This is a genomic window from Polaromonas sp. 39-63-25 (assembly GCF_002278925.1).
In the GTDB taxonomy this organism is placed as follows: domain Bacteria; phylum Pseudomonadota; class Gammaproteobacteria; order Burkholderiales; family Burkholderiaceae_C; genus Polaromonas.
Genome location: NZ_NCJH01000007.1, coordinates 111,782 through 127,687 on the forward strand (window position 1 = coordinate 111,782; position 15,906 = coordinate 127,687).

17 protein-coding genes, 1 tRNA gene and 1 pseudogene are annotated in these 15,906 nt (G+C 61.8%); 8 read left to right on the forward strand and 11 right to left on the reverse strand.

The features are described from left to right. The first annotated feature begins 28 nt into the window (after nt 1–28). The 3 genes from prfA (at nt 29) to grxD (ending at nt 2,545) form a co-directional block, all read left to right on the forward strand. Nucleotides 29–1,147, forward strand: a complete 1,119-nt coding sequence (gene prfA / locus B7X65_RS10260; protein WP_293594210.1) for a peptide chain release factor 1 — start codon at nt 29–31, stop codon at nt 1,145–1,147. 88 nt (nt 1,148–1,235) lie between these two features. Beyond that, entirely contained in the window at nt 1,236–2,126 is an 891-nt protein-coding gene (gene prmC / locus B7X65_RS10265; protein ID WP_293594211.1) for a peptide chain release factor N(5)-glutamine methyltransferase, read from the forward strand. A gap of 98 nt (nt 2,127–2,224) precedes the next feature. After that, the gene (gene grxD, locus B7X65_RS10270) at nt 2,225–2,545 is read left to right on the forward strand and encodes a Grx4 family monothiol glutaredoxin (RefSeq protein ID WP_293594212.1); all 321 of its coding nucleotides are present in this window, start codon (nt 2,225–2,227) and stop codon (nt 2,543–2,545) included. Between the two features lie 73 nt (nt 2,546–2,618). Here grxD and B7X65_RS10275 read toward each other — a convergent pair whose 3' ends face one another. The 9 genes from B7X65_RS10275 to B7X65_RS10315 all read right to left on the reverse strand — a co-directional run bounded on the left by B7X65_RS10275 (nt 2,619) and on the right by B7X65_RS10315 (nt 9,727). After that, nucleotides 2,619–2,864 carry a hypothetical protein gene (locus B7X65_RS10275; protein ID WP_293594213.1) on the reverse strand — a complete coding sequence of 82 codons (246 nt, stop codon included), beginning with the start codon at nt 2,862–2,864 and terminating at the stop codon, nt 2,619–2,621. Between the two features lie 69 nt (nt 2,865–2,933). After that, the gene (locus tag B7X65_RS10280) at nt 2,934–3,140 is read right to left on the reverse strand and encodes a DNA gyrase inhibitor YacG (protein WP_293594214.1); all 207 of its coding nucleotides are present in this window, start codon (nt 3,138–3,140) and stop codon (nt 2,934–2,936) included. Nucleotides 3,141–3,195: 55 nt separating this feature from the next. Next, nucleotides 3,196–3,951, reverse strand: a complete 756-nt coding sequence (gene zapD / locus B7X65_RS10285) for a cell division protein ZapD (protein WP_293594215.1) — start codon at nt 3,949–3,951, stop codon at nt 3,196–3,198. Nucleotides 3,952–3,989: 38 nt separating this feature from the next. Further along, nucleotides 3,990–4,589, reverse strand: coding sequence for a dephospho-CoA kinase (gene coaE, locus B7X65_RS10290; RefSeq protein WP_293594216.1), 600 nt, complete (start codon nt 4,587–4,589; stop codon nt 3,990–3,992). Nucleotides 4,590–4,593: 4 nt separating this feature from the next. Further along, nucleotides 4,594–5,454: an A24 family peptidase gene (locus B7X65_RS10295; RefSeq protein WP_293594217.1), complete on the reverse strand. Its 861-nt coding sequence runs from the start codon at nt 5,452–5,454 to the stop codon at nt 4,594–4,596. Then, the gene (locus B7X65_RS10300) at nt 5,454–6,671 is read right to left on the reverse strand and encodes a type II secretion system F family protein (RefSeq protein WP_293594218.1); all 1,218 of its coding nucleotides are present in this window, start codon (nt 6,669–6,671) and stop codon (nt 5,454–5,456) included. The genes B7X65_RS10295 and B7X65_RS10300 overlap by 1 nt, the downstream gene beginning before the upstream one ends. An 83-nt stretch (nt 6,672–6,754) precedes the next feature. Then, on the reverse strand, nt 6,755–8,491 hold the full coding sequence (gene pilB, locus B7X65_RS10305; protein WP_293594219.1) for a type IV-A pilus assembly ATPase PilB: 1,737 nt from the start codon (nt 8,489–8,491) through the stop codon (nt 6,755–6,757). A 156-nt stretch (nt 8,492–8,647) separates the two neighbouring features. After that, a tRNA-Pro gene (locus B7X65_RS10310) sits at nt 8,648–8,724 on the reverse strand. 19 nt (nt 8,725–8,743) lie between these two features. Next, a complete protein-coding gene (locus B7X65_RS10315) occupies nt 8,744–9,727 on the reverse strand; it encodes a polyprenyl synthetase family protein (RefSeq protein WP_293594220.1) in 984 nt (327 codons plus the stop codon). Nucleotides 9,728–9,886: 159 nt separating this feature from the next. On the opposite strand from B7X65_RS10315, the gene rplU reads away from it, so the two are divergent. The 4 genes from rplU to proB all read left to right on the forward strand — a co-directional run bounded on the left by rplU (nt 9,887) and on the right by proB (nt 12,930). Further along, nucleotides 9,887–10,198: a 50S ribosomal protein L21 gene (gene rplU / locus B7X65_RS10320; RefSeq protein WP_096667182.1), complete on the forward strand. Its 312-nt coding sequence runs from the start codon at nt 9,887–9,889 to the stop codon at nt 10,196–10,198. A 28-nt stretch (nt 10,199–10,226) separates the two neighbouring features. Then, nucleotides 10,227–10,484 carry a 50S ribosomal protein L27 gene (gene rpmA / locus B7X65_RS10325; protein WP_096698185.1) on the forward strand — a complete coding sequence of 86 codons (258 nt, stop codon included), beginning with the start codon at nt 10,227–10,229 and terminating at the stop codon, nt 10,482–10,484. 132 nt (nt 10,485–10,616) lie between these two features. Then, complete coding sequence (gene cgtA / locus B7X65_RS10330) at nt 10,617–11,702, forward strand: Obg family GTPase CgtA (RefSeq protein ID WP_293594221.1); 1,086 nt, start codon at nt 10,617–10,619, stop codon at nt 11,700–11,702. Nucleotides 11,703–11,793: 91 nt separating this feature from the next. Next, nucleotides 11,794–12,930, forward strand: a complete 1,137-nt coding sequence (gene proB, locus B7X65_RS10335; RefSeq protein ID WP_293594222.1) for a glutamate 5-kinase — start codon at nt 11,794–11,796, stop codon at nt 12,928–12,930. On the opposite strand, the gene B7X65_RS10340 is transcribed toward proB, so the two are convergent. Further along, complete coding sequence (locus B7X65_RS10340) at nt 12,920–13,417, reverse strand: CNP1-like family protein (protein WP_293594223.1); 498 nt, start codon at nt 13,415–13,417, stop codon at nt 12,920–12,922. The genes proB and B7X65_RS10340 overlap by 11 nt on opposite strands. Next, nucleotides 13,407–14,018, reverse strand: a pseudogene (locus tag B7X65_RS10345) (RNA pyrophosphohydrolase); the annotation flags it as partial. The pseudogene B7X65_RS10345 and the gene B7X65_RS10340, both read right to left, overlap by 11 nt. A gap of 139 nt (nt 14,019–14,157) precedes the next feature. Here B7X65_RS10345 and B7X65_RS10350 point away from each other — a divergent pair. Next, entirely contained in the window at nt 14,158–15,903 is a 1,746-nt protein-coding gene (locus tag B7X65_RS10350; protein ID WP_293594224.1) for a proline--tRNA ligase, read from the forward strand. The last annotated feature ends 3 nt before the right edge of the window (nt 15,904–15,906 follow it).

The following is a 15,906-nucleotide window of genomic DNA, read 5'->3' on the forward strand; positions in this document are numbered from 1 at the left end:
CCTGAACGTTTTTGCTCCCGGCCTTTCAATGAAACCCTTTCTCCGCCAGACACTTGACCGCCAGATTTTCCGGCTGCACGAGCTTGACGCACTGCTGTCGGCCGCCGACGTGGTCAGCAACATGGAGCGTTTTCGCAACCTGACGCGTGAACATGCCGAGGCCAGCATCGTGGTCACGCAGTACCAGCAACTGACGGCGCGCGAGGCTGATCTGGCCAGTGCGCAGGCCATGCTGGCCGAGGCGAAAGACGACCCCGAGATGGCGGCCATGGCCGAAGAAGAGATCACGGCCGCGCAGGCCGACATTGCCCGGCTGGACGAAGCCCTGCAGCTGATGCTGATCCCCAAGGACCCGGACGATGCGCGCCCGGCGTTCATCGAGATCCGGGCCGGCGCCGGCGGCGATGAATCCGCGCTGTTCGCCGCCGACCTGTTTCGCATGTACACGCGTTACGCCGAACGCAAGCGCTGGACCGTCGAGATCATCAGCGAGTCGGTCAGCGAGCTCGGCGGCTACAAGGAAGTGGTGCTGCGCCTGGACGGCCCGCCTGATGCCTTGGGCGTCGGTGTTTACGGCAAGCTGCGTTTCGAGTCGGGCGGCCACCGCGTGCAGCGCGTGCCGGCGACCGAAACCCAGGGCCGCATCCACACCAGTGCCTGCACGGTCGCGGTGCTGCCCGAGCCCGACGAGGCGGTGGCCATCCAGATCAATCCGGCCGACCTGCGGATCGACACCTACCGCGCCAGCGGTGCGGGCGGGCAGCACATCAACAAGACCGACTCGGCGGTGCGTATCACCCACCTGCCGACCGGCATCGTGGCCGAGTGCCAGGAGGGCCGCAGCCAGCACGGCAACAAGGCCCAAGCGCTGAAGGTGCTGACCGCCCGCATCCATGAAAAAGACCGTTCCGAACGCGCCGCCAAGGATGCGGCCATGCGCAAGGGCCTGATCGGAAGTGGCGATCGAAGCGACCGGATCCGGACCTACAACTTCCCACAGGGGCGGCTGACCGACCACCGCATCAACCTGACGCTGTACAAGCTGCTGTCCATCATGGAAGGCGACATGGACGACGTGGTCACCGCCCTGCAGGTCGCACGCGGCGCCGAACTGCTGGCCGACCTGGAAACCTCGTCCAATGGCTAATGGTTGATGGCTGAATTTTTAATGCCAAATTGGCCTTCAGCCCTTGATCAATGGGCGTCACCAGCTCCTGTTTTCATAGCAGTGCACCGTGACTGAATCCCTTCCCAAAAACACCCTCACCTGCGCGCAGGCGCTGACAGCCGCCCGCGGACTCGGGCTGGAGCGGCTGGACGCCCAGCTGCTGCTGCTGCACGCACTCGGCAAACCCGGTACTGACCGCGCCTGGCTGCTCACCCATGACACAACCCCTTTGCCGGCAGAGGCAACGCAGTGTTTCCGCGAACTCAGCCTGCGCCGCGCTGGCGGTGAGCCGCTGGCCTACCTCGTCGGCAGCAAGGAGTTTTTCGGCCTGGAACTGCAGGTGGATGGCCGCGTGCTGGTGCCGCGTCCGGACACGGAAACCCTGGTGGAATGGGCCCTGCAACAACTGGCCCAGACGGACATGCCGGCGTCCGCCCGGGTGCTCGACCTGGGCACCGGCAGCGGCGCGATTGCCCTGGCGCTGAAGAAAACCCGGCCGGCGCTCGACGTCACGGCGGTGGATGCCAGCAGCGATGCGCTGGCGGTGGCGGCTGCCAACGCAGGGCAGCACCAGTTGCCGGTCCATTTCCTCCAGGGCAACTGGTTCGAAAATGTAAGTGCCCGCTTTCACCTGATTGTCAGCAACCCGCCTTATGTGGCCGATGCCGATCCGCATTTGCCCGCCTTGCGCCACGAGCCCCCGCAGGCACTGACGGCCGGAAAAGACGGCCTGGACGATCTCCGGCGGATCATCGAACAGGCGCCTGCCTACCTGCAGCCGCAAGGCTGGCTGCTGCTCGAGCACGGCTACGACCAGGCCCGGGCGGTGTGCGAGCTGCTCCGGCAGCGGGGCTTTGGCGATGTGCAAAGCCGGGCCGACCTGGCGGGCATCCCCCGCTGCTCGGGAGGGCGCTGGCCCGACCCTGCTCCGGGCACCGGCAGCCAAACGGCGGGATAATCACCCATTGATTTACCGCGTCCGACATCCATTTATTTGAACAAGGCAAAGGCCGGCTTTCCTTCGGCCACCCAACACTTCCATCCAAAGGACCCCTCATGAACGATACCCAGCAACGCATTGACCAGATCGTCAAGTCCAGTGAGGTTGTGCTTTTCATGAAAGGCACGGCCCAGTTCCCCATGTGTGGGTTTTCCGGACGCGCGATCCAGGTGCTCAAAGCCTGCGGCGTGACCAAGCCCGCCACCGTGAATGTGCTCGAGGACGAAGAGATCCGCCACGGCATCAAGGAATACAGCAACTGGCCGACCATTCCCCAGCTGTATGTCAAAGGCGAATTTGTCGGCGGCTCGGACATCATGATGGAGATGTACCAGAGCGGCGAGTTGCAGCAGGTGCTGGGCACACCCGCCGAATAAAACCCTTCCCGGACCTTCCCGCAGGCCTGCCCGTCACCGGCAGGTCGTGGAGCTCTCAGGTCTGACGCCCTTTTTACTGGGTATACCCTTCACACGCCCCCGCATTGACACGGCCCTTGCACTCGCGCTTGAGCCTTGCAGAGCGCTCCCTGGCGGTTTCCTGCGAGCCGGGCATGAACTTGACGCTTTTTCCCGGTGGGGCACTGGCCTTTTTCTGGGCCTTCTTGCTGGCCGCCAGGCTGGGCCCAGCCGAGAAGCCAAGCAGCAGGGCCGCCGCCAACACGGCCGCCGAGCGGCGTGCCAATAGTGCTTGAATCATGTCCCTCTCCTCCTCGTTGACCGACGGCCTGCCATTTGCAGTCCTGCCGTTTTTACACGATGACAGGCCCTATTGCAATCTGGCGTCGCCGTAGACCTGGTCATCCGGCGGCGCATCGGCTGGCAAGCGAAAACCCTCGCTGGCCCAGGCGCCCAGATCGATATTTTTGCAACGCTCGCTGCAAAAAGGCCTGAAACGGTTTTCCTGCGCGTAAATGCTGGGGCCGCCGCAGGTGGGGCAGACCACTGTTTTGGGTGGGGGCTGGTCTGGATTCATGGTCGCAAGTTCAAACTCAAAATCAGGGGTCAGGATCGGCGTCCACGGACCGGCCTCAGGAACAAAGTGTCAATTCGAAGGCGGCGTCGTCGGTACAGGGGTGTAGCCGGTCGTCACTTTCGTGGCGCATGAGGCGCACGGAAACCATCAGGCGGTTGCCGCTGATCTCCGGAATCAACCCCAGGCTGGGGTCGATCAGCAGGCGCAGAAGCTGGAAGGTACGTCCCTGCGGCAGGGTTTGCTGGTACTGCCCGCCCGACGCCACGACTTTTTGCGGCAGACCGGAGTCGCGTAGCAGCTTGAGCAACATCCGGACCGACTCGGCCAGCGGCACCAGTGTGGCAATCCAACGCTGCAAGTCCTGTTGCCGCAGGTGTGTTTCAAAGTGCTGCCAGGCGAAATAAGCCGGCAGATCGAATTCACAGGTTCCCCCGGGGATGCCGATGCGGCTGCGAATGCTCATGAGCCAGTCGTTTTCAGTCAGGGACTGCCCCGCTTTTCCGGGCAGGCTGTTCAAAGCCGCAAAACACCCATCCAACTGTCCGGTGACCTCGTCGAGCACCGCCTCGGAAATCGCCGGGTTGCCGCGGTAGCCGTTGAGCGTGTGTTTCTGCCGATCCAGGTCCTTGAGTACATCCGTTTTCAGGTCGGCACGGGCCGCCACGTCCATGATTTCGAAAATCGTCGTGATGGCGTAATGGTGGTCAGTCGGATGTTCGCGCGCGGCCAGTTCGCCCAAGCGGTGAAACAGATGCTCAAGTCGCAAATAGGTACGAATGCGTTCGTTGAAGGGATACTCGTAAAGGATCACTGCGATATATCTTTTTCAGCGGGTTGGTGGTCCATCCATCATAGCCCGAAGCGCTGCGACAGTTGCCGTACCATGACCGCCAGCGCGGCCAGCGACAGGGGCGCGTCGTTGTAAATGCAGATGTCGGCGGCGGCGAGCCGCTGGTCGCGGCTGGCCTGCCCGGCCATGACGCGTTCTACCGCTTCACGCGTCCATCCGTTGCGTGCCATCACCCGGCTGACCTGGGTTGCCTCGCTGCAGTCCACCACCAGCACCTGGTCTACACGCTGGCGCCAGCGCCCTGACTCGACCAGCAGGGGAACATCAAATACGATACAGGCGCTGGCGGCCTGAGCTGCCTGGCGGGCGGTTTCTTCGCCGACCAGCGGATGCACAATGGCCTCCAGCTGCTTTTTTGCCCCGGCATCCGCAAAAACCAGCTCGCGCATCGCGTCGCGGTTCAAGCCGCCTTCCGGTGTGATGAACCGGGCACCAAACTGCCTGGCAAGCCCGTCCATGGCGGCGCCCCCCGGTGCCGTGACCTGACGCGAGATGGCATCGGAGTCAATCACCGCGGCGCCCCAGTCGGCCAGCATCGCGGCAACCGTGCTTTTTCCGCTGCCAATGCCACCCGTCAAGCCAACGCGCAACGCCCGCATCCGGCTACAGCCCGATGAAGCGCAGGATGGACTGGGGGCCAAACACCATGGCCGTCAGCCCCGCACCTGCCAGGAAAGGGCCAAAGGGCACATACCCTCCTTCGCGCAAGCCGCTGGAGAACTTCAACGCAATGCCGACCAGGGCACCAATCACCGACGCCATCAGGATCATCGGCACCAGCGCGCTCCAGCCGAACCAGGCCCCCAAGGCCGCAAAAAGCTTGAAGTCCCCGTAACCCATGCCTTCCTTGCCGGTCACCAGCTTGAAAGCCCAGTACACCAGCCACAAGGACAGATAACCGGCCACCGTGCCCCACAGGGCATCGGTGAGCTGCACCGCCGGGTTCCAGCCCAGCGCGGCGACGATCAAGCCGGCCCACAGCAGCGGCAGGGTGACGTCGTCGGGCAACAGCGTGGTATCCCAGTCAATCAGCGCCAGTGCCAGCAAGGTGGCGGCAAAACCGCTCCAGGCCAGGCCGGTGGCGGTCAAGCCCCAGCGCCAGGCGCAAAAAAAGAACAAGGCGCCCGTGACCGCTTCCACCAGCGGATAGCGCCATCCGAACTTCGTCCCGCAGACAGAACATTTTCCCTTCAGGAAAAGGTAACTCAGGAGGGGGATGTTCTCGTACCATGCAATCATATGGCCGCAGTTGGAGCAGCGGGAGCGGGGCACCATCAAATTGAATTTTTCGGTGCCGTCCACAGCCTTGCCGGCAAGCTCGGCACATTCGGCCGCCCACTGCCGCTCCATCATTTTCGGCAAGCGGTAAATGACCACATTGAGGAAGCTGCCGACCAGCAGCCCCAGGATACCTGCCAGCGCGGCGTTGAGTTCGGCAGGCAAACCGAGCGCGAGCCCGGGCATCAGACCACTTGGCCCAGTTTGAAGATCGGCAGGTACATGGACACCACGATCCCGCCGATCAGGCCACCCAGGAACACGATGATGATGGGCTCCATCAGGCTAGACAGGCCCGCCACCATCTCATCGACCTCGGCCTCATAAAAATCTGCCGCTTTGCCAAGCATGTGATCCACAGAGCCAGACTCCTCGCCGATGGCGCACATCTGCAGCACCATGGTCGGAAACAGGTTGGCATTACCCATGGCCGCCGTCAGGCTGGTGCCGGTCGAGACTTCCTGCTGGATCTTCCGGGTGGCGTCCTCGTAAAGGGAATTGCCGGAGGCGCCGCCCACCGAGTCCAGCGCCTCGACCAACGGCACGCCGGCAGCGAACATGGTCGACAGCGTACGCGTCCAGCGGGCGATGCAGGACTTTTCGATCAGGGCGCCAAACACCGGCATTTTCAGCAGGAGCCGATCCATGAATCGCTGCACTTTTTCGTTGCGCTTCCAGGCCTGCATGAAAAAGTAAATCCCCCCCCCTACGCTGCCAAAAATAAGCCACCAGTACGCCACGAAAAACTCGCTGATGGCCATCACAAACAGTGTCGGGGCCGGCAGATCCGCGCCGAAAGAGGAGAACACCTCCTTGAACGCGGGGATCACGAAAATCATGATCACCGCAACCACCACAAAAGCCACCACCACCACCGAGGTCGGGTACATCAGTGCCGACTTGATTTTCGACTTGATGGCCTCGGTTTTTTCCATATAGACGGCAAGGCGATCGAGCAACTGCTCCAGGATACCGGCGGCCTCGCCGGCTTCCACCAGGTTGCAATACAGCGCATTGAAGTACAACGGGTATTTTCGAAAGGCGGCGCTCAAGGACGTGCCGGTTTCCACATCAGTCCGGACGTCATTGAGCAATTTGGTCACGCTGGCATTGGCGTTACCGCGTCCGACAATGTCAAAAGCCTGCAGAAGCGGCACACCGGCCTTCATCATGGTGGCCAGCTGACGCGTGAAGATGGCGATATCCCGGGGCTTGATGGACTTGCCCGAACGCATACTGCGCTTCTTGATCTTGGTCGCCAGGACACCCTGACGGCGCAAGGAGGCCTTGACCTGGTTTTCACCGACCGCGCGGGTTTCGCCCCTCACCTGCTTGCCATTGCGATCCTTGCCCTCCCACTCGAAGACAAATTCCTTGATGTCTCTGGATGCTGCAGTTGCCATGGTGCCTTCTTCAGTAGGAAAGTGATGATGGGGACTCGAAATGTCCAGCGACGCGACAAACCCGCTTGTTGAGGGGCAAGGGCTTAAACATTGGTGCAGGCCAGAATTTCTTCGAGTGAGGTCATGCCGAGTTTGACCTTGTGCAGACCTGCTCCGCGCAGGCTTTTGACACCTTCGCTTTCTGCCTGCGCAGCGATTTCGAGTGCGCTGCCATCACGCAGGATGATCCGCTGGAGTTCCTCGGTGATGGGCATGACCTGGTAAACCCCCACCCGGCCCTTGTAACCGTTGTTGCACATGGAGCAGCCCACCGGCCGGTAAGGCGTCCAGGTGCCATCCACATCATCCTCCTTGAAACCCGCGTCCAGCAAGGTCTCGCGCGGAATGTCAGCGGGGGCCTTGCAATTGGGGCAAAGGCGCCGCGCCAGGCGCTGGGCCGTGATCAGGATGACGCTCGAGGCGATGTTGAAGGGGGCAATGCCCATGTTGCGCAGCCGCGTCAGCGTGGCCGGCGCATCGTTGGTATGCAAGGTGGATAACACCAGGTGGCCGGTCTGGGCGGCCTTGATGGAGATTTCGGCCGTTTCCAGATCGCGGATCTCGCCGACCATGATGATGTCCGGGTCCTGTCGCAAAAACGCCTTCAGGGCCACGGAAAACGTCAGGCCAGCCTTGTCGTTCATGCTGACCTGGTTGACGCCAGGCAGGTTGATCTCGGCCGGGTCCTCTGCCGTGGCGATGTTCACGCCCGGCTTGTTCAGGATATTCAGGCAGGTGTACAGGGACACGGTTTTGCCGGAACCGGTGGGGCCGGTCACCAGCACCATGCCGTAGGGACGCTGCACGGCGTTGAGCAGGCGCTCCTTTTCAACAGGCTCGTAACCCAGCGCATCAATGCCCAGTTTGGCGCTGCTCGGATCCAGGATACGGATCACGATTTTTTCACCGAACATCGTGGGCAGGGTGCTGACCCGGAAATCGATCACCCGGTCGGGCCCGATTTTCAGCTTCATCTTCCCGTCCTGGGGAATCCGCTTTTCCGAAATATCCATTTTCGAGATGACCTTGATCCGCGAGGCCAGCTTTTCCTTGATCGCCACAGGCGGCGAGGCAATCTCGCGCAACTCGCCGTCGATGCGAAAGCGCACCCGGTAGGTGTGCTCGTAAGGCTCGAAGTGCAGGTCCGAGGCCCGCATGCTGAACGCGTCGAGCAGCATCTTGTGCAGGAACTTGACAACCGGCGCGTCCTCGACTTCCGAAACACCGGTGTCGTTGCTGTCCGCGCTGGCCGCCTCCGCGGAGGACTCATCAAACTCAAAATCATCACCAATGATGCTGTCCATGGCTTCGGTCGCAGTGGTGGCAGACGCCTCCACCATCTTGGACAGCTTGTCGTACTCGGCAATGACCCAGTCCACGCCCATCTGGGTGGAAAACTTGATTTTTTCTGCGGCTTCCTGGTCGGACGGGTCGGCGGTCGCGACGATCAGGCGGTTGCTGCGCTTGCTCAGAACCACAATCCGGTAAGCCTGACAGATTTTGGTGTCCAGCAAACCCTTGGGCAAGCGCTGTGTATCTATCGCATTCAGATCAAGAAGGGGGGCCGCAAACGCGGTGGACATGGTGTGGGCGAGGTCCGACGGGGACACCGCGCCGGAGCCGGTCAATTCGGCAATAAAGCTGGTACGCCCGCTCTGGGCCTTGCGAAAGATGTCCTCCGCGGCCTTCTGGCCCAGCTTGCCGGCAATGACCAACGCCCTGCCCAAGCCGGGCAATGCCAGCGTGGCGGGTGCATTGCTTACAGAATCGACAGCTGCCATGGTTTTGAGAATCCAGCCCGAATTGATAAAATTGACATCATCGCCGATAGATCTGGCGGTGTAAATCTAAAAGCGTTCTGCCTTTGCTCCGGTGTTGGAACAAAGCAAAGTCAGACATCCGCGGACGGGATGCGGGGCTCGGAAGCGGACCATGAATGGTCGGGGTGAGAGGATTCGAACCTCCGGCCTCTACGTCCCGAACGTAGCGCTCTACCAGGCTAAGCTACACCCCGAAAAATGCCGCCTCAGGCGTCAGGAACGACGCTGCAGCAGCTGAGAAGCCAATTGTAGCAAGGCCTCGCTGTAGGGGTTGACCCCCAGTGCCGCCAAGGCCTGGACAGCGCGTTGAGCCTCCGCGGCCGCTGCATCCCGGGTCGCCTGCAGGGCACCGGTCTTGCGGACGATCGCCACTATCTCGGCCAGCTGCCCCGTCCCGCCGGTCTCGATGGCCTGCCGGATGGTGGCCTGCTCGTCCGCGGTGCCGCGCTGCATGGCGATGATCAGCGGCAGGGTCGCCTTGCCCTCGCGCAGGTCGTCCCCTAGGTTTTTTCCCATTTCCTCGGCGTCGCCGTCATAGTCCAGCACATCGTCAATCACCTGGAAGGCGGTTCCCAGCGCCTGTCCGTAGTCGGCGCAGGCAAGCTCTATGTCAGCCGGCGCCTGCGCCAGCAATGCAGCCAGCCGGGCGCTCGCCTCGAACAACTTGGCGGTTTTGGAGCGAATCACGCGCAGATAGCCTTCTTCGGACAGACCGGCATCGTGCATGTTCATCAATTGCAGCACTTCGCCTTCGGCAATGATGTTGGTCGCCTCGGCCAGGGTTTGCATGATGCGCATGTCGCCGGCATCGACCATCATCTGGAAGGCCCTGGAATAGAGGAAATCTCCCACCAGAACACTGGCCGGGTTACCAAATGAAGCGTTGGCGGTGGCCCGACCCCGGCGCAGGGCGGACTCGTCAACCACGTCATCGTGGAGCAAGGTCGCCGTATGTATGAATTCCACCACAGCGGCCAGATTGAAACGCTGCTCGCCGCGGTAACCCAAAGCACCGCACATCAGCAGCAGCAACGCAGGGCGCAGGCGCTTGCCACCGGCGGCGATGATGTACTGCGATACCTGGCTGACCAGGGGCACTTCGGTGCTCAGGCGGCGCGCGATCACCGCGTCCATGGCTTGCATGTCGTCGGCAATCAGGGCCAGTGCGGCGGCGGTGCTAGAAGAATTTACAGACAAAACGGTCCAGACATGAGATTTCAGGAATTATAGAAAGCAAGCCCCCAGCCCGGCACACCCAGCGGCGCCGAATGGAAGTCCCGTGACAAATAACGGCGCCGTGCTAGAATCTAGGGCTCTGTGGAAATCCGTCCGCAGAACTCACATACGAGGTCTCACATGTACGCGGTCATAAAAACCGGCGGCAAACAATACAAAGTTGCCACTGGTGAAAAAATTAAAGTAGAACAGATTGCTGCGGACGTAGGCCAAGAGATCGTTATTGACCAGGTATTGGCTGTCGGAAGCGGCAGCACAATCACGGTTGGTACGCCCTTGGTGTCCGGCGCTACTGTTACGGTAACTGTCCTGTCTCACGGCAGGGGCGACAAAGTGCGCATTTTCAAAATGCGTAGGCGCAAGCACTACCAAAAACGTCAAGGTCACCGTCAGAACTTCACGGAACTGCAAATCGGCGCCATCGCCGGTTAAGCAGCGACGCACCAAGGAGTATTGAAAAATGGCACAGAAAAAAGGCGGCGGCTCTACGCGAAACGGGCGGGATTCCAAGCCAAAGATGTTGGGCGTCAAGAAGTTTGGCGGCGAAGTGATCAACGCAGGCAGCATCATCGTGCGCCAGCGTGGCACCAAGTTCCATCCGGGCGTCAATGTCGGCATCGGCAAGGACCACACCCTGTTTGCACTGGTGGACGGTTCGGTATCGTTTGCTGTCAAGGGCTCGCTGAACAAGCACACCGTCAACGTGACCCCAGCGTAAGCTGATCACTTCGATGGCATCGAAGCCCCGCTTGGTCGGGGCTTTGTTGTTTTGGCCCCTCTTGTTTTCCAATCTTTGTAAACTACCTTCAGGACTCGGACAGCCCGTGCTGCCGGACACCCTTTAAAAATCATGAAATTTGTTGACGAAGCCTATATTGACATCGCCGCTGGCGATGGCGGGAGTGGCTGCGTCTCCTTCCGCCATGAAAAGTACAAGGAGTTCGGTGGCCCCAACGGCGGTGACGGCGGCCGCGGCGGGCATGTTTATGCCCTGGCGGACGTGAACCTGAACACCCTGGTCGATTTCCGGTTTTCGCGCCGCCACCACGCACGCAATGGCGAGCACGGCATGGGCTCGGACATGTTTGGCGCCAAGGGCGACGACATCATCCTCAAGATGCCGGTGGGCACGATCCTGACCGACGCCGAAACCGGCGAGGTTCTGTTTGAGCTGCTGGTGCCCGGCGAGGAAGTGCTGATCGCCAAGGGCGGCGACGGCGGCTTCGGCAACCTGCGCTTCAAGAGCTCGACCAACCGGGCGCCGCGCAGCAAGACGCCAGGCTGGCCCGGTGAACACAAAAGCCTCAAGCTGGAACTGAAAGTCTTGGCCGATGTCGGTCTGCTGGGCATGCCCAATGCCGGCAAGTCCACCTTCATTTCGGCCATTTCCAACGCCAGGCCGCGTATTGCCGACTACCCGTTTACCACCCTGCACCCCAACCTCGGTGTAGTGCGGGTTGGCCCGGAACAGAGTTTTGTCGTTGCGGATTTGCCCGGCCTGATCGAGGGCGCCTCAGAAGGTGCCGGTCTGGGCCACCTGTTCCTGCGCCACCTGCAGCGCACCCGCCTGCTGCTGCACATCGTGGACATGGCGCCGTTTGATGACAGCGTGGATCCTGTGGCACAGGCCAAGGCCATTGTGGGGGAACTCAAGAAATACGATGAAGCGCTGTACAACAAGCCGCGCTGGCTCGTACTCAACAAGCTCGACATGGTGGATGCGGACAAGCGGGCCGCGCTGGTCAAGGACTTTGTCAAACGCTTCAAGTTCAAGGGCCCGGTCTTCGAGATCTCGGCCCTGACACGCGAGGGCTGCGAGCAGCTGGTCAAGACGATTTACCAGCACGTCAAGTCTGTGCAGAAAAGCGAGCAGGAACCTGAAGAGGTCGACCCGCGTTTTGCGGAGTTGCCGGCAGACCCGCCGGCAGCCGGCTGAAAACGCCTGCAGCCGCTCTTTTGCCGTGCTACATAAATAGTAGCTACTCGCGTCCAGCCACCAAGGGCTGGAGCACTAAAATGCCCTGAACATGCAGGAAAAACCAGTGTCCACCGTCCTCCTCAACGCCAGACGCATCGTCGTCAAGGTCGGCTCCAGCCTGGTCACCGATGAAGGCCGGGGACTGGACGCGCAGGCCATCGGCCAGTGGTGCCAGCAGCTCGCCGTGCTGGTCAAAAGCGGCCGTGAAGTCATCATGGTCAGCAGCGGCGCCATCGCCGAAGGCATGAAACGGCTGGGCTGGGCCACCCGCCCCAAGGCCATCCATGAGCTGCAGGCCGCTGCTGCCGTCGGCCAGATGGGGCTGGTGCAGGTGTACGAAAGCCAGCTGCGCGAAAACGGCGTCGGCAGTGCGCAGGTGCTGCTCACCCATGCCGACCTGGCTGATCGCGAACGGTATCTCAATGCGCGCTCCACCCTGCTGACCTTGCTGCAGCTCGGTGTGGTGCCGGTGATCAATGAAAACGACACCGTGGTCAACGACGAGATCAAGTTCGGCGACAACGACACCCTGGGCGCGCTGGTGGCCAATCTGGTGGACGCGGACGTGCTGGTCATCCTGACGGACCAGAAGGGCCTGTACACCGCCGACCCGCGCAAGGATGCTTCTGCGCGTTTTGTCCATGAGGCCCAGGCCGGTGACCCGGCGCTGGAAGCCATGGCAGGCGGCGCCGGCTCCAGCATCGGCAAGGGCGGCATGATCACGAAAATCCTGGCGGCCAAACGCGCGGCCGGGTCCGGCGCCTCCACCGTGATTGCCTGGGGCCGCGAACCGAATGCCCTGATCCGCCTGACACAGGGCGAGGCCATTGGCACGCTGCTTGTTGCCCAGACGGGAAAGAACCAGGCCCGCAAGCAATGGATCGCCGACCATCTGCAGCTGCGTGGCGCCGTAACGGTGGACGCTGGCGCGGCCGTCAAGGTACGCGACGAGGGCAAAAGCCTGCTGCCCATCGGCATGACCACCGTGCAGGGCGAGTTTTCCCGCGGAGATGTGATTGCCATCCGCGACGGCGACGGCACCGAAGTTGCCCGGGGGCTGGCCAACTACTCCAGCGCCGAGGCCCGGCTGATCTGCCGCAAACCCTCTTCAGAATTTGAAAAGCTGCTCGGTTACACCGGTGAAGCCGAAATGATCCACCGGACCAACCTGGTGCTTACGGCCTGAGTCCCTGGGTTTTGAGCAGGCGGACCATTTCCTCGACCGAGGACGGGGGCGCAGAGTTGTTGCAGGCCCCGGCCTTGGCCAGTTGCAGCGCGTGCCGCGTCGATGCGCTGCCGAAAAGCGAGCGCCATTCCGGCTTGTCGACCTTGACCCAGGTGCCTTCCGGGGTGTAGCGGGCATAGGTCTTGAGCTCCCCGCTGATGCAGCGCAAGCCTTCATAAAACACATTGCGCGCACCGCTGGCGCTGCTGGCAACCATCACGTAGCGGACAATCCCGTCGTCCGAGATACGCAAGGTGGCCGGATCCACGCCAAAAACCAGCGAGGAACCCGCCACATCAAAAGTCAGAAGTTTTCGCGTGTCAAAAGCCGGTGGCGCTGGCACCTCGCCTTCTTTCCAGTCGAGGGGATCGGTGTTGATATTGGGCTGTGCCCAAGCCGCCAGGGAAAGGCCCAGCAAACATGCCGCACCCCAGGATTTAAATGTCATGCTTGTCTTTTCTGGCAGCAGCCATGAAGCTGGTTTGGGGATCGGGCTCGAACGTTGCACCAGGAGGCAATTCGAAAGATGCACCTGGCAAGCCGGGCCCGCGCAGCCCCTGAAGACCGGGCTCGCCCGAACCGACATCGGCCGGATCGCGGTGGCGCATGCCGCCACGCAAATAGCGGTTCCGGTGGTCGGGCCGCGGCTCGAAGCGGTTGTCAAAACGCGGCACGAAACGCGACAGTTCGGTCAGCGCCATTTCATAGACGCCGCGCTTGAATTCCACAACGACGTCCAGCGGAACCCAGTAGTCGTTCCAGCGCCAGGCGTCGAACTCCGGATGGTCGGTTGCGCGCAGGTTCAAGTCCCAGTCGTGACCGACCAGCTGCAGGAGAAACCAGATCTGTTTCTGGCCTTTGTAATGTCCGCGCGCATCGCGGCGGATAAACCGGTCAGGCACCTCATAGCGCAACCAGTCACGGGTCCGGGCAAGCAATTGCACATGTTGCGGCATCAGCCCCACTTCTTCGTGCAGTTCGCGGAACATGGCCTGCTCGGGATTTTCGCCCCGATCAATGCCACCCTGCGGAAACTGCCACGAGTGGGTACCCGAAAGCCGTCCCGGTCAAGCATAATCAAACCTCAATTTTTTAAACTGAGTCCATTATGCACAGCAGAATGCTCAGAGCCAAGCGCACGCCGGGGCGGCAGTCCCAAAAACCTCACGAAGCCCGGAAAAACCATCCATGAAAGCCTCCCAGTTCTTCATTTCCACCCTCAAGGAAGCGCCCGCTGACGCCGAGGTGGTGAGCCACCAGTTGATGATGCGCGCCGGCATGATCAAGAAACTGGGCGCCGGCATCTACAACTACATGCCCATGGGCCTGCGCGTGATCCACAAGGTGGAAGCCATCGTTCGCGAGGAAATGAACCGCGCCGGCGCGGTGGAAATGAGCATGCCGGTGATCCAGCCGGCCGAACTCTGGCAGGAAACCGGCCGGTTTGCATCCATGGGGCCGGAACTGCTGCGCATCAAGGACCGCCATGGCCGGGACTTTGTGGTGCAGCCGACCAGCGAGGAAGTCATCACCGACGTAATGCGCCAGGACATCAAGAGCTACAAGCAGCTGCCCAAAAACCTGTACCAGATCCAGACGAAATTCCGCGACGAACGCCGGCCACGCTTTGGCCTGATGCGCGGGCGCGAGTTCATCATGAAGGACGCCTACAGCTTTGACCGCGACCAGACCGCCGCCAAGGCCAGCTACCAAGTCATGGCGCAGGCTTACCGCCGGATTTTTGACCGCTTCGGCCTGACCTACCGCGCCGTCGCGGCCGACAGCGGCGCGATTGGCGGCGACCTCAGCGAAGAGTTCCAGGTGATCGCCGCCACCGGCGAAGACGCCATCGTCTACTGCCCGGAGAGCGACTACGCCGCCAACATGGAAAAAGCCGAGGCGCTGGCGCCTCAGGGGGCGCGCCCTGCCCCGGCGCAGGACATGACCAGGACACCGACGCCAGGCAAAGCTACCTGCGCCGACGTGGCCGAACTGCTGGGGCTGCCGCTGGCACGCACCGTCAAGTCGCTGGTGCTGGCCACCGATGAACTCAACGACTACGACGAAGTAGTCAAGACCCAGGTCTGGCTGCTGCTGCTGCGCGGCGACCACGACATGAACGAAGTCAAGCTTGGCAAGCTGCCGGGGCTCAATGCAGGCTTCCGTTTTGCCACCCTAGAGGAGATTGAGGAGCACTTTGGCTGCAAGCCGGGTTACCTCGGGCCGGTGGGCTTGAAGAAGCCGCTCAACATCGTGGCCGACCGGGAGGTGGCGGCAATGAGCGACTGGATCTGCGGCGCCAACGAAGCAGACTTCCACATCACCGGCGTGAACTGGGGCCGCGATCTGCCCGAGCCCGACCTGATCGCCGACATCCGCAACGTGGTCGCCGGTGACGCCTCCCCCGACGGCAAGGGCGTGCTGGCGATTGAACGCGGCATCGAAGTGGGCCATGTGTTCTACCTCGGCACCAAATACAGCCAGGCGATGAACGCGACCTTTCTCGACGAAAACGGCAAGCCGCAATTCCTCGAAATGGGCTGCTACGGCATCGGCATCACACGCCTGCCGGCAGCGGCGATCGAGCAAAACCATGACGAGCGCGGCATCATCTGGCCGGACGCGATTGCACCTTTTACCGTGGTGCTCTGCCCCATCAGCCCGGACCGTTTCCCCGAGGTGAAAGCGGCGGCGGAGAAGCTTCATGACGAACTGGTCGCCGCCGGTGTGGATGTGATCCTGGACGACCGGGGCGAACGGCCGGGTGCCATGTTTGCCGACTGGGAACTCATCGGGGTGCCGCACCGCGTCACCATCGGCGACCGCGGCCTGAAAGACGGCCAGCTGGAATACCAGCACCGCCGCGACGCCGCATCGAGCAAGATCGACCTTGCCGGCGCCTTCCACTTCCTCAAGGGAAAACTGGCCCTCTGAGCT

Excerpts from the sequence above, each read along its gene's own strand:
- prfA (WP_293594210.1), top strand. The coding sequence starts at position 29 with ATGAAACCCTTTCTCCGCCAGACACTTGACCGCCAGATTTTCCGGCTG.
- grxD (WP_293594212.1), top strand. The coding sequence starts at position 2,225 with ATGAACGATACCCAGCAACGCATTGACCAGATCGTCAAGTCCAGTGAG.
- B7X65_RS10275 (WP_293594213.1), bottom strand. The coding sequence starts at position 2,864 with ATGATTCAAGCACTATTGGCACGCCGCTCGGCGGCCGTGTTGGCGGCG.
- B7X65_RS10280 (WP_293594214.1), bottom strand. The coding sequence starts at position 3,140 with ATGAATCCAGACCAGCCCCCACCCAAAACAGTGGTCTGCCCCACCTGC.
- coaE (WP_293594216.1), bottom strand. The coding sequence starts at position 4,589 with ATGCGGGCGTTGCGCGTTGGCTTGACGGGTGGCATTGGCAGCGGAAAA.
- B7X65_RS10295 (WP_293594217.1), bottom strand. The coding sequence starts at position 5,454 with ATGCCCGGGCTCGCGCTCGGTTTGCCTGCCGAACTCAACGCCGCGCTG.
- B7X65_RS10300 (WP_293594218.1), bottom strand. The coding sequence starts at position 6,671 with ATGGCAACTGCAGCATCCAGAGACATCAAGGAATTTGTCTTCGAGTGG.
- pilB (WP_293594219.1), bottom strand. The coding sequence starts at position 8,491 with ATGGCAGCTGTCGATTCTGTAAGCAATGCACCCGCCACGCTGGCATTG.
- rplU (WP_096667182.1), top strand. The coding sequence starts at position 9,887 with ATGTACGCGGTCATAAAAACCGGCGGCAAACAATACAAAGTTGCCACT.
- rpmA (WP_096698185.1), top strand. The coding sequence starts at position 10,227 with ATGGCACAGAAAAAAGGCGGCGGCTCTACGCGAAACGGGCGGGATTCC.
- cgtA (WP_293594221.1), top strand. The coding sequence starts at position 10,617 with ATGAAATTTGTTGACGAAGCCTATATTGACATCGCCGCTGGCGATGGC.
- proB (WP_293594222.1), top strand. The coding sequence starts at position 11,794 with ATGCAGGAAAAACCAGTGTCCACCGTCCTCCTCAACGCCAGACGCATC.
- B7X65_RS10340 (WP_293594223.1), bottom strand. The coding sequence starts at position 13,417 with ATGACATTTAAATCCTGGGGTGCGGCATGTTTGCTGGGCCTTTCCCTG.
- B7X65_RS10350 (WP_293594224.1), top strand. The coding sequence starts at position 14,158 with ATGAAAGCCTCCCAGTTCTTCATTTCCACCCTCAAGGAAGCGCCCGCT.